At 69.1% G+C, this 13050-nt stretch carries 9 protein-coding genes, 1 tRNA gene and 1 pseudogene; 2 read left to right on the top strand and 9 right to left on the bottom strand.

All coding sequences use genetic code 11. The features are described 5' to 3' along the window. The 3 genes and pseudogenes from E1262_RS27785 to E1262_RS27775 form a co-directional block, all read right to left on the bottom strand. A pseudogene (locus E1262_RS27785) lies at positions 1-670 on the bottom strand (hypothetical protein); the annotation flags it as partial. Between the two features lie 26 nt (positions 671-696). Then, positions 697-1179, bottom strand: coding sequence for an RNA polymerase sigma factor (locus E1262_RS27780; protein ID WP_275261827.1), 483 nt, complete (start codon positions 1177-1179; stop codon positions 697-699). 145 nt (positions 1180-1324) lie between these two features. Continuing rightward, complete coding sequence (locus E1262_RS27775) at positions 1325-2302, bottom strand: pirin family protein (protein ID WP_132107595.1); 978 nt, start codon at positions 2300-2302, stop codon at positions 1325-1327. Positions 2303-2348: 46 nt separating this feature from the next. Between E1262_RS27775 and E1262_RS27770 the strand changes: the two genes are divergently transcribed. Together E1262_RS27770 and E1262_RS27765 are read left to right on the top strand one after the other, a co-directional pair. Beyond that, positions 2349-3380 (top strand): WD40 repeat domain-containing protein, encoded by a 1032-nt coding sequence (locus E1262_RS27770; protein WP_132107594.1) that lies wholly within the window; start codon positions 2349-2351, stop codon positions 3378-3380. Positions 3381-3511: 131 nt separating this feature from the next. Continuing rightward, positions 3512-3584 (top strand) — tRNA-Arg (locus tag E1262_RS27765). Positions 3585-3910: 326 nt separating this feature from the next. Here the strand turns inward: E1262_RS27765 and E1262_RS27760 are convergent. The 6 genes from E1262_RS27760 to E1262_RS31120 form a co-directional block, all read right to left on the bottom strand. Beyond that, positions 3911-4501 carry a TetR/AcrR family transcriptional regulator gene (locus tag E1262_RS27760; RefSeq protein ID WP_132107599.1) on the bottom strand — a complete coding sequence of 197 codons (591 nt, stop codon included), beginning with the start codon at positions 4499-4501 and terminating at the stop codon, positions 3911-3913. A 169-nt stretch (positions 4502-4670) separates the two neighbouring features. Further along, a complete protein-coding gene (locus tag E1262_RS27755; RefSeq protein WP_132107593.1) occupies positions 4671-5294 on the bottom strand; it encodes an RNA polymerase sigma factor in 624 nt (207 codons plus the stop codon). A gap of 295 nt (positions 5295-5589) precedes the next feature. Further along, the gene (locus E1262_RS27750) at positions 5590-10440 is read right to left on the bottom strand and encodes a DUF7927 domain-containing protein (protein ID WP_162606119.1); all 4851 of its coding nucleotides are present in this window, start codon (positions 10438-10440) and stop codon (positions 5590-5592) included. Positions 10441-11099: 659 nt separating this feature from the next. Next, complete coding sequence (locus tag E1262_RS27745; protein ID WP_203454568.1) at positions 11100-11804, bottom strand: Crp/Fnr family transcriptional regulator; 705 nt, start codon at positions 11802-11804, stop codon at positions 11100-11102. Between the two features lie 130 nt (positions 11805-11934). After that, positions 11935-12285: a hypothetical protein gene (locus tag E1262_RS27740; RefSeq protein WP_203454567.1), complete on the bottom strand. Its 351-nt coding sequence runs from the start codon at positions 12283-12285 to the stop codon at positions 11935-11937. Positions 12286-12881: 596 nt separating this feature from the next. Next, complete coding sequence (locus E1262_RS31120; RefSeq protein ID WP_203454566.1) at positions 12882-13040, bottom strand: hypothetical protein; 159 nt, start codon at positions 13038-13040, stop codon at positions 12882-12884. Positions 13041-13050: the final 10 nt, after the last annotated feature.

Here is a 13050-nt window from a genome sequence, read left to right as displayed (position 1 = left end):
GGTCCGCCGGATCAGTGGGGCGCCGCTCAGGGGCCGTCGGGTCGGCGTTGGGCACGTCCTCGGGCTGGCCGGGGGTGTCCGGCCGGTGGTCGTCGGCCGTCGGGGCTGCTTCGGTCGGCAGGTCGGGGAGGACCGGCTCGTGGCCCTCGCCCGGGTCGCCGGGCTGGTTGCCCAGTTCCTGCGCGTCGTCGCTGATCTCCTGGTCGTCGACGCCGCCGTCCTGGGCGTCGTCGGCGATGTCCCGGCCGAACTCGCCGGGCTCGTCGAAGGAGATCGGCGTCACCGTCTCGATCACCGACTCGACCCGCTGCCGGGCGGCGTCGGGCAGCGCCCCGGCGGCGGCGACGCCGGTGAAGCCGGTGAACATCGCCGCCAGCGCGACGACCGCCCTGGTACGCATGCTCATCGCTGCCACCTTCCGGCCGAGCCGGACGCGAAGAGCGTGATAGCGCGGCGGCCGCGACGGCGCGATGCCGGCGAAGTCGCCGAGGGCGATGCGGCGGGCGAGCTCAGCCGTGGGGGGAACGGCCTCATCAGCACTCCTTCGGATGGCGTCCACCGCATCCGACAGTGCGGTCAGCTCCGGCAGGTCGGGTCCACCGAGCGGGATCCGCACTCCGCGCAGGATCGCCTCGACCGTCGCGTCGTCAGGAACGGTGGTTCGTGTCATGTCAGTCGTGCCATCGCCGGCGCCGCTCATGCGGATACGCCTTCCCGGTCGAGTTGTCGCCGCAGTGCGTTGAGTCCCCGGCGCTGCAGCGCCTTGACCGCTCCCGCGGTCTTGCCCACGATGCGGGCCACCTCTTCGACGGAGAGGTCGCCGAGGATCCGCAGCAGGACCACCTCGCGCTGGTCGTCCGACAGGCCCGCGCACAGCTCGTTCACGCGGCGCCGGCCGAGCTCGGCGAGCGCGTCCTGTTCGGCGTCACCGCCCACCCGATCGACGATCTCGAGGTCGGCGTGCACCGTCACCGGACGCCGGGACCGCCGGCGCCGCTCGTCGGTCAGCCGCCGGTACGCGATGGTGAAGACCCACGACCGGAACTGCTGCTCAGAGCCGGTGAACGACGACAGGCCGGCGAACACGCCCAGGAACACCTCGCTGGTGACGTCCTCGGGCTCCAGCGAGCCCTGCAGGCGCGCGTAGCCGCCGACGACCGGCGCGAGATCGCCGTACAGGCGCTCGAACGCCCACGGCGCACCGGCGCGCGCCGCCGCGAGGATGCCGTCGAAGTCCGCTCCGATGGACAGTGGCCCCTCCCCGACGTGCGCCGTGCCTCACAGGCGTCATCGCACGGCGCGGCCGGAAGGGTACGGCTCGGCCTCAGCTCGTCGGCGGAGTCGCGCGCCGACGGCGTGGGGTGAGGCGCAGCGGCGGCAGCGGCGGGGCCGGGATGCGATCGGCGCCGTGCCCGGCGACGGGGCCGAAGCGATGCTGGCCGGGCCGCTCCCAGTCCTCCCGCGCGGCGACGATGTCCTCGTGGCTGCGGCCGACGAAGTTCCACCACATGACGAGGTCGTCAGGGAACGGTTCGCCGCCGAGCAGGAACAGCGTCGCGTCGTCGTCGTGCGCCTGGAGGACGAGTTCGCTGCGGCCGGTGCCGAGGTACAGGAGCGGCCCGGGCTCGAGCGGCGTGCCGGCGATGGTTGTCCGTCCGGTGAGCACCAGGACGGCATGCTCGAAGTCGGGTGTCATGGGCAACACCGCCGTGGTGCCGGCGTCGACGTCGAGCTGGGCGCCGAGCAGCGGGCTGTACGTCGTCGCCGGCGACGTCGTCCCCGCCAGCTCCCCGACGACCACCGTCGCGCGCACGCCGTCGCCGTCGTGGACAGGGAGGTCGGTGTGCTGCTCGAAGCCCGGGGCCGCGTGGTTCGCGGCGGCTTCGGGGAGCGCGACCCACAGCTGCAGCCCATGCAGCAGCGGCGCCTCGCCGAGCGATATCTCCGAGTGCGCGATGCCCGGCCCGCTGGTCATCAGGTTCAGCTGCCCCGGCCGCACGACGACGTCACTGCCGACACTGTCGCGGTGGTGGATCTCGCCTTGGACCGGCCAGGTCACCGTCTGCAGCCCGGTGTGCGGATGCGGCAGCACGACCATGTCCGTGTGCTGCGGCCCGAACTGGTCGAGGAAGCACCACGCCCCGACGGTGGGCAGCTCGCGGTGCGGCAGCGTGCGACTGACCCGCATCGCGCGGATCCCGCCCAACGGCACGTCGCGCGCGTCGAGCAGCTTGGTAGCCGGGCCTGTGTGGCCGGCCGCATGGCACCGCGTCTCCGCCGGGCGCGCATCGAGATTGCTCACGCCGTCGAGCGTAGACGCGGCCGGACGATGCCGTTGGCAGCCGACTGTGATCGCCGTCACTTTGTGTTCGTCCGGCGGCAACCCGCTGATGGGCCTGTCCACGCCCGCCGTCGCCGCGACCCCGACCGAGGTCTGGACCGCTCCCGGTCAGTCCTGGGCGTTCTTCTCTGACGACGGCACCCTGGCCGTGGCCGCCGGGAACACCGCCGCCGGGGGCCGTCTCGAGATCCGCCAGGCGGGCACCGGTGCGGTGGTCCGGGTGCTGACCAGCCCGGTCAAGTTCAACGCCGTGGCACTGTCGGCGGAGAACCAGACCTTCGCTGTCACCGTCAACGACACCAGTTCCGGGCTGGTCGTGCGGACCATTCGCCTCTACCGCGTCTCCGACGGCGCCCTGCTGCGGGCCATCCCGACCTCGGCAGCCCGCGACCTAGACAGCCTGCACTTCGCGCCGGACGGGCGGACCGTCGCCGCGATGGACGCCCGGTCCTACGAGAAGGGCGGGCAGGTGCATGTGCACCGGACCTCCGACGGCGCTCGGGTCAAGGTGCTGACCGTGCCCGCGACGACGGCTGCGGCGCGCTTCTCACCGGACGGCCGGTTGCTGGCCGCCAACGACCGCGCGGTGGTCGGCGGCAGGTTCGTCGCCGGCGTGCGAGTGTTCCGCACCGACACCTGGGCAACGGCGCTGACGCTCACCGACGGCGACCAGCTGATCCGCTGGACCCCGGACAGCACCGGAATCTGGACCAAACGCATCCTGCCCGGCGTGCCCACCGGGGTCCGCCTGGTGAGCGCGCCGACCGGCGCCGTCCAGCGCGCCCTCGACCTGGACCTCTATGACGGCGTTTCCGACGTGACCGACAACGGCGCCATGGTGCTCACCAACCGCATCATCGCGCCACGCCGGTCGCTGACCTTCACCAGCACCCTGACCGGCGCCGACGTGGCGACGTTCGAGTTCGGCCACGACGTGTTCCCCGGCGACATCAGCCCGGACGGGACGCTGTTCACCTACGCCCGGACCACCGCGCCCAGCGCCTTCGACGTCCACGTGGCGCGTACGCCCCGCCCGTAGACGAGATCAGGGAGTCCCTGCGCCCAGTCGGTTGTCAACAGCGCCGCGCGGGGTCGACCGCGCACGCCGGTCGTGGAGCGCATCGACCACCCGCCCTCGGGCGCCAGCGGGCCGATAGACTGGCGAAGCCCGCCCTCGTAGCTCAGGGGATAGAGCATCCGCCTCCTAAGCGGAGGGTCGCAGGTTCGAATCCTGCCGGGGGCACCCTTTGACCAGCGTGAATCTCACCCGCTGGTTGCCGTCACCGACCGTGGCTTCCCTTTCGGCTCGAATGCCTGGGTCACGCGGAGGGCACGGCGATTGCGCTGGCGCGGCGCCTGAATCTGCTCACCGGCCGCGTCCGCGGGTCACGCCGCATCGCGGTCTTGGTGCGCCGGGCGTTCGGGACACTCCGCGCGCTACGTGACGCCGGCCGGCGGGTGCCGCGCCTCATCACCTGCTCCGCATCGTCCAGCAGCCGCCGAAATCCGCGGCGGCGCAGGAGCACATGGAACCACGTCGACACCTGACGGGCACCGCTGCCACACCCGTCACTCGGGCCGATACCTGTCGATCAAACACTGGGCCATCTCCTGAGCTCGCACCGCCGCATCGGTGTCGCCCTCGCCGGCGGACACGATCGAGCCCTTCATCAGGATGTGCCAGGACCGCGCGAACGCGTCCGGGTCACGCAGACCGGCCTGTTCGGCCCGCTCGCGCACGATGGCACGGATGTTCTCCAGATACCCGATGCTGGCCACACCCAGCGGATGATCCGCCCCCATCTCCAGCAGCACGTTGATGAAAGAGCAGCCGTCGAACCCCTCGCTCCTGAACCAGTCGTCGAACACGTCGAATATGGCCAGCAACCGCTCCTCCGGCGTAGAACCACGCCGTTCTGATTCGGATTTGACCAGGCCGATGGTCCACTCCTGCTCACGCCGTTCCAGGAACGCGAGAACAAGATCGTCCTTCGACCGGAAGTGCCGGTAGAACGTCGCCTTCGCTACGCCGGATCGTGCGATCACCTCGTCCACGCCGACCGCTCGGATGCCCCGGCGCGAGAACAAGTCGTAGCTGGCCGCCAGCATCCGCTCCCGTGCCTGCACGGGCGGCGGCTCGTCCGCAACGGAAACGCGCATGGCAACACCCTCAAACACATTGGTCCGGAAGACGCCAATCTAACGCGACGGACACCGGGCGGGCCGCTTCGAGCACGCGCCCTTGCGCCTACGTGGTCGGCGTCGGCAAGACTGGGCTCTCACCGTAGGTCGGCATGCGGAACGTCGGGCCGGGATCGGCCTCATCCCGCTACACGCCCCCGGCCGGCGCGTGAACACCGGACCGCGGACTGCCCAACGTGGACCGGCGCTGACGACGGCGGGGAGCGTGGGGATTCAGGTACGCGGTCCGGAACGACCGCCGGGCGCGGGTGGCCAGGCTCGACACGGCGTTGGGGGTCATCGCCAGCGCGGGGGCGAGGTCCGCTGGCCTGTAGCCCTCGACGTCGATGAGCCAGAGGACCGCCCGCGATCGCAACGGCAGGCCGGCCAGGGCCGCGGCCACGTCCAAACAGATGTCCTCGCTCCCCGCGTGGCCGGCGTCGTCCGGCGGCGGGACCGGGACGCCGACAGCAATCGCCGACTGACGAATGCTGCGATGGCGATAGGCCGCATGCTTCGCAACGGTGTAGAGATAACCAGCTGCCGAGTCGAGTGGCCCTCGGCCAGCTCTCATCGCGCCGAGAACAGCGCAGAACGCCTCCTGGACGACGTCCTCGGCATCGTCGACGTCGTCGACGATGCCCAGCGCGACGTCCCGCGTCTGGGCCGCGAATCGCCGATAGAGCGTGGCGACGGCGTCCTCGGCGTCCGAAGCGGCGCCCCGACGACGCGGGTCTTCACCGTTCCGGCTGTACCGTGCGGGCGATCGCATGCTGCGGGCGACCTCACACCAGGCCGGTCACGCCTTGATGATGGCGCCCAGCCTGACGAGCAGCCCGGTCACGCGCCCCCGCGTCACGCGTGACCGGACCGTGTCCCGCGTTGGCCGGAGTTCGTCCCGGCCGTGGAGCGGGAGACTCGACATCCGGTGAGGTCGCCGCGTGCGCTGTGCACGAAATCGTCCGCGTCGGGGCATCCGTCGACCTCACCTCTGGCGAATGGTGAACAGGACCGTCGTGCGGTGCCTCCGTCTCCGCGGAGACGGAGGCACCGCGTCGGCGATCGACCTACGAGGACAGGCCGGCCGTACCGCCGGACCCACTCCACGGCCGACGGCGGTGGGTGGCCGCCAGCACCAGGCCGCCGATCAGCAGGGCCATCCCGCCGGTGAGGAACCAGCCGGTGAGGCTGGTACCGGTGTCCGGCAGGTCCGGCCCGGCATCAGGCGTGTGGTGCTCGGTCTGGCAGCCGGGGTTGCCGTCCGCTGCCGGGACACACACCGCGTTCTCGTCCGGGCTGGTGACCACGTTGCGCATGGTGGCGTCGGCCTTGTCGCCGACGGTCACCGAGTAGGTGATCGTCACGACCTGACCGACCTCGAGGTCACCGGTCCAGGTGAGCTGCTCGTCGTCCATGCTCACCTGTCCCGACGTCGCCGTGGCGTCGTCGTTCCAGTCCGCCACCTCGGCCACCTGGGAGAGATCGTCGACCACGATGGCGTCCTCGATCGGTGCGGCGCCGACGTGCTCGACGGTGACGGTGTAGGTCACCACCTCACCCTCCTCGACCTCCGACCCCGGCTCCGGGTCCGACGTCTTGGCGTAGGTGTACTCGCCCTGGTAGTGGTCGGTCGTGCAGCCCTCGTTGCCGTCCTCGGCCGGCACGCACACCCCCTCGCCGGTCGGGTCGGTCACGACGTTCACCAGCTCGTCGTCGCCCTCCCCGACCGCGTTGGCGGTCACCGAGTAGGTGAGCGTGACGACCTGGCCGACCTCGAGGTCACCGGTCCAGGTCAGCGTCTCCCCTTCGAACGACACCTCACCGGAATCCGCCGCGGCGTCGTCGTTGAACTCCGCGTCGTCCAGCACCGCGGACAGGTCGTCCTCGATGGTGGCTCCCTCGGCCGGCGCGGTCCCGACGTGGCTGATGAGCACCGTGTAGGTGATCACACCGTCCTCGTCCACCACCGACCCCGGGACCGGGTCCGACGTCTTGGCGAAGGTGTACCCGCCGTTGATGTGCTCGGTGGTGCAGGCCTCGGCCTGCCCCTCCGCCGGCACACACTTGTCCAGATCACCGGTCGTGACGACGTTCTTCAGGAACCGGTCGCCCTCGCCCGTCACCGTGACGGAGTAGGTCACCGTCACCACCTCACCCACGGCCAACGGGCCGGCCCAGGACAGCGTAGGCTCCTCGTACGTCGGCTCCGGACCGGACGACGCGACCGCGTCGTCGTTGAAGGTGGCGTCGTCGAGCACCTGGGTGAGGTCGTCGGCGAACGTCGCCTGCTCCACCGCGCCGGGCCCGACCTGCGTCACCGTCACGGTGTAGGTGATCACGTCACCTTCCTCGACCTCCGACCCGGTCACCGGGTCGGACGTCTTCATCACCTCGTAGTCGCCCTGGATATGGGTGGTCTCGCAGTTCGGGTTCTCATCCGGCGCCGGCACACACGGCCCTGGGGTGCACTCCGGATCATCCTCCGGGCAGACCGACGTGACGACGTTGTGCAGCTGATCGTCGCCCTCACCGACCGCGTTCGCCGTCACCGAGTAGGTCAGGTCCACGACCTCCCCGACGGCGAGCGGACCGGTCCAGCTCAGTGTCGGCTCGGCGTAGGACACCGTGCCGGAGGTGGCGGTGGCGTCGTCGTTCCAGGTGGCGTCGTCGAGCACCTCCGTCAGGTCGTCATCGATGACGCCCTTCGCGACCGCGCCCTCACCGTACTGGGTGATCTGCACGTGATAGGTGATCACGTCGCCGGCACCCACCGTCGAGCCCGGTGCCGGGTCAGACGTCTTGGACACCTTGTAGTAGCCGACCAGGATCGGATCCGGCTCGCACGGGGTCGGGTCACCCTCCACGACGTCGGGGCAGCCCGGCGACCACACCGAGTTGTCCACGATCGTGTCAGCACCGTCGGCCTCCAGGGTTGGGACGTCCTTGACCGTCACCGTGTAGGTGATGGTCGCGACCTCACCGACCGGGACCACGCCCTCCCACGAGAGCACCCCGTCGGCATAGGTGACGGTGCCGATGTCGGCGGTCGCGTCCTCGTTGTAGACCGCGTCGTCCAGCACGCCCTCCAGCGTGTCCGTGAACGCGCCGGCCGCCGGCACCGGACCCTCCTGGGTCACGGTGATCGTGTAGGTGATCGTGTCACCCGGCTTCACCGTCGATCCCGGAGCCGGGTCCGAGGTCTTCGCCACCGAGTAGTCGGACACGTACAGCGGTGCCGACGTGCGCATCACCAACTCGGTGTGCTCCGCGCGGGCCTCGGCCCGGTTGACATAGACGTCCTGCGGCTGCGCGCCCTCGGTTTCGATGACGACCTGGAACGCGAACGTCCCGCTCGGTGCCAGCTCCCCGCCGATCACACGGATCGCCGTCGGGTTCTCCGGCCGCGTCGTGCTCCACAACGCCGACGGCGCGTTCGGCGCGCCGTTGTCCGGATGCGCCGGGTCGTCGAACAGCGTCGCCGGGTCCGCGGCGGTGTAGTACACCGTACCGCCGTTGGGCAGCACCACATCGGACAGCGTGTAGGTGCCGCTGTAGTCCGTGCCGCGCTGGTCACCGATGTAGGGCAGGATGTCGATGGTGTCGGTGAACGCTTGCGGCTGCGGGTCGTGCGACTCGATCGTCACCGTCCACGAACCCTGACCGACACCCTCCTCGTTGACGTACGGGATGTACTCCGGATCGGTCGTCTTCAGGATCGTCGTGTAACCGTTGGCGCTGGTCGTCACCGTCTCCTCGACCGGACCATACGTCTCACCGCCGTAGCTCGACGACGCCGTGTTCGTCAGCTGCGTGCCCGGCTCGATGTCCTCGTCGGCCATGGCCTGGTAGGTGAGCTCATGTTCCTCGTTCGTCGGCACGCCGTCCAGCGTCCAGGTCAGCACCTGCCGACCACCGCTCATCGACACCACCGGCTCGGGATCCGCCGAACCCGCCACGTAGGTCATGCCGACCGGCAGCGTGTCCACGATCCGGTAGCCGTCCACCGTCTCCGGGATGATCCCGGACCCGTTCGCCGAGTACGTCAGCGTGAAGTCGGCGGCGGCACCGGCTCGCACTGTCGTCTGTGCCGCTGCCTTCTGGATGTACGGCGTCGCGGTGACGATCCGCAGGATGTCACGACGCCCGTTCGTCGCCGGGTAGCGATCACCCTCCGTCGGCGTGATCACGTACGAGTCCCACGGCTCGCCCGGACCTATCCATTCTCCTCTGCGCAGGGCCGAGCCAAACATCCACACGTCCTGCCCCACCGGCACGTCGTCGTTGATGGTCACCCAGGACAAGAGCTGAATGAGGTCCCGGTCTTCTTGTTCATACAGCCCGAACGGGTAGATGATCCGGACCGCCGTGACCGTAGACAGGTCGGCCGGTTCCGTCGTGGACCAGGCGGCAGGATTGCTGCCGCAGTCGAAGTTGTTCGGGTTGCCCACGGGCCCCGTGTAGTACTGGAGCGGGGGCGGATTGTTGAGTGGGCCTCGTGGCTCAACCTCGGCACCAGCCTGGTCAACTCCCATGACCGGTGCGCTGAAATTGGGGCGGTTGGGGTCGGACAGGTCACCGGCGTATGTCACGTACTGCGTATCGAACACATTACAGTTGCCGACCAGGTCATTGGGGCCCAGATCGAGGTCGCGGCGACCGGCGTTGGCCTGCTGCACCACCGTGGTGCCGGCCGAGACCCGGTAGGTGTCGTCCCACGCCCGTCCACCCGATCCGGTCCAGCCCCGGTACCATGCCCCGGAGAAATTGCCGGGCAACGTGTACGACTTGTTGGTCACGTTGTTGCCCGGCAGGTCCCGAGACGTCAGGCCGGTCGTCGACGTGTAGGTCGGCTCGTTCGAATCGAGGCGCAGCGACCCGGACGTAGTCGTGAGCACCCGGAACCACAGCGAGCCCGTGGCGATGTAATCCCAGTTCGGCGGCAGCGGGTTGCCCAATTCGGTCCCCACCCCGCTCGAGTCGTGGGAGGGCACGTTGGTCAGGTCGTAGTTGATGCCCTCCAGCGTGAGGTCGAACACCCCCGGTTGACCGGCAACCGGCGTCAAGGTGCACGTGTCGACGAACGAAGTGATCTTCTCGGGGGGTTGGTTCGGGATGGGTTCGGACCATGGATGCCCATCGGCGCGGCCGGCGTCGAAGGGCGTGCAGCCAGCGTCACCATGGTTGTCGGGAAACGAGCCGATCTCTGGGTGGACGCCGACGCGGATGTTGTTGGTCGTGGTCGTGCCGTCACGCGTGGTCGCGGCCATGTTCAGCCGATAGGTGACCCGTTGCGGGCCCGGATCGGAACCCTTGCCCAGGCGCAGCGACCACTGGATGTCGACATCGACGTACCGCGGGTCGTCCACGCTGTTCCACCTGGCGACCTCCGTGGTCCCGCCGTAGTGAATGTCCATCGCGAACGTGTTCCGAATGAGCAGCGGCGGCAGCTCCACGGTGTCGCCGTTGGGGCCGGTGCCGCTCAGCACGACCTCCTCACCCGTCAGGCCGGTCGCGACCACCGGGGTCTGCACCACGATCGCCGTGCCCATCGCGACCGGGCCGAAGTTGCACGTCAGCGACATGCCGTCCTCGGAGATGCTCGACGGCGGATCGACGCCCTCGGTCAGGCACAGGTCCGGGATCTCGTCGAAGATCGCCTTCTCCACCGTGAACGTCGCCACGACGTTGTCCACCGGGTCGTTGCTCGGCGGCTCATCGGCGTCGTTGACGTTCACGCGCCACTCCGCCACCACCGGGTTGCCACGGCTGACGGTCGGTGGCGGGTTCACCCAGGTGCCCCTGATCTCGTACTCCGGTGTCACCGCCTGCGCCGGCAGCGCGCCACCGAGGAGGACGAAGAGGCTCGACATCAGCGCCAGCACAACACCCAAGGAGAGGTACCGACGCCACGATCTCATCGGATCCGTCCTCGGCACCTGCATCAACCCTGGCCCGCGATTCATCCGGCTTCACTCCCTCTACTCGCTGCGTATCCCGAAGTCATGTGAGTCAACACACGGGAAGGCGCAATACGTCCTAATCAAAAGTGACGCAATGCAACTGCAATGGAGTCGAGAAAAGCAGTTGATGTGATGTAAAACACACGGGTATATGTGTACGGAAACGGACATCCAGGCACTCGCTGCCACGTTCCCGCTGAACGCGTCGGCACATGAACTCACTTCCGGAAAGGACGCGGAGCGCGCCCGAACAGTCCGCGTCTGCGGATAACCACATACGCGAGGTTCGAAGAATAGGTAGTTTCGCGGATGCGCGACTGAGTTGACCTCGCTTATAAGTTTCCGCTTCCATAGAGATGGACCGAGACAAGACGTCACGTGTTTCGTCGGGGCACGCGCCGAAACGCCACCGATCGGCTTGTGCGCAACAGCCATGCGGGTGACCAGCTACCGCCCGGACACCCTCTACATCCGGCGATCTGGGTACAGCCCAGATCGAGCACGACACCGACGGCAGTGGGAGTGGCCGCACTGATGGCCGCCATCACGACGGCCGGCCCTGTGGTGCGCGACCGGACGTTGCGGGCGGCGGTGGCCGTCGACGGGCCCTGCGCGACTCAGGTACCCGTCTCGGCGTCGAGCCTGGCCGCATCCAGCACGGTGATGCGACCGCGTCCCAGGCGGAGCAGACCGTTGTCGGCGAACTCGCCGAGTACCTTGGTCGCGGTCTCCCGGGACGTCCCGACCAGTGCGGCGAGCTGCTCGTGCGTGAGAGTGATCTGCTGCCCACGCGCCAGGAAGCCCGAACGCGGACTCTGGCGCGCGAGCATCGCAAGCGTCGCCGCGATCCGTTGCGGGACACTCTTGAACACGGTGTCGGTGAAGCGGCGCTCCATGTCCACCAGCCGCTGGCCGAGGATCTCCGCGATCCGGATCGCGATGCGCTGGTCCGCCAGCAGGAACCGGTGGACGTCCGCCCTGCTCATCACGCAGACAACGGCCTCGTCCAGCGCCTCGGCGAAGTTGTCGTACATGTGCTGGCCGAGCAGCACCATCTCGCCGAAGATCGTCCCAGGAGAGATGATCGCCGTCGTCAGCGCCCGGCCGTCACCGGAGATCCGGAACACCCGCACCCGGCCGCGCTTGAGGATGAACAGCACCTCGACCGGGTTGTGCGGGGAGAACAGCAGCTCACCGGCCGCATACGTGCGCATCGGCGCGTTGTCCGCGATGACCTGCATCTCCTGATCGGACAGATCGCGGAAGATGTCGACTTCCGACAGGCACCACAGCTTGTCCGGCTCAGCGGCCAGCCGCTCCATGCGTGACGCCTCCTCACGCCGGCCCGGCGCCCACGGCGGCGGACGCTCACCCCACGGCTGTCTGTTCAGGGCATCGAGCCCTTCCGTCAGACAATACGACGCCACAGCACCGTCCCGCTCCGGACGGCCGTCAACGCCGTGCCAGCCGAGGCGCCAGCAGCACGTAGGTGACGGCGAGCAACAGGCCGTAGAAGAGGTGGCCGACGAAGCTCTGCCACTGAGCGTTGCCGATCTCGAAGATCATCTCGCTCATTCCGAGCCATGCGGGCATGATCCACAGCGCCCCGACCAGCCACCAGAATACGCCATAGAGCAGCCCCAGCACGGCCGCCGGGCCGAGGTCGCCGATCCAGCGCCCGAACAGGAGCGCGAAGATCGCACCGAACAAGGCCGAGTTGAACAGGTGGACCAGCCAACCCACGCTCTCCGACGTGCTGCCGATCAGGTCCGCCACCATCGGCATCATGTCCATCGCCTGCATGAGGATCCCGAACCCCACACCACCGACGAGGCCCCCCACGATCCCGGCGCCGACCCGCGCCGGGAGCGCGACCGTACGCGATGTCGCCTGTGCATTCGTCATGACCGAACCTCCAGCTCGCCATAGAACGTCAGGACGCGGCGACGCTAGAGCGACGCGGGTGACCGGTTCTGTGACTTGGCACACACAACGAGAGCGCGCAGGAGGACCCGCGCTCTCAGCGCCAGTGCCCAATCCCCATCAGGCGTCGGTCGTCCTGCGCTGCACGCTCCACGCCGCCGACACCGCGAAGCCGAGCTAGGACGAGGCCGTCCCGGAGTCGAGCGTCGGACCAGGGCACGCTGACTCTCCGTCGCCATGCTGCGGAACTCCCAGGTGGTGGTCAGCTGCTTCCATGCCGTCAGCGGCACGGCGCGGCGTCTCGCGAATCAGCAGCACGGTGGTTCGCCACAGGCACTCCGTCGGTACTCGGGCTGGCCAGCTGGCTGGTGGCGATCTGGGCGGCGAAGCGCGACCGCGGCGTGCGCGCCACCGTGACCACGCTGTTCGTGCTGGGAATGTCCACTGGCCGCGGTCGCCGGGGCCGGCGGCGACCCCTACGACCAGTACGTCTCCCTGTGGCTGGGCAGCACGATCCCGGTCCTGCTCGCCCTGCCCGGCATCACCGCCGTGCTGGCGGTGTGGTTCCGCGAGCCCCGCTGACCCAGGCGGGTGGCCCGGCGCACCACCGCGAGCACCCGGTTCGCTAGCGTCACGGGTCGTGCC

Source organism: Jiangella aurantiaca, assembly GCF_004349105.1.
Lineage (GTDB): Bacteria > Actinomycetota > Actinomycetes > Jiangellales > Jiangellaceae > Jiangella > Jiangella aurantiaca.
The sequence above is the reverse complement of the archived record's forward strand: the minus strand, read 5'-3'. Positions and strand labels throughout refer to the sequence as shown.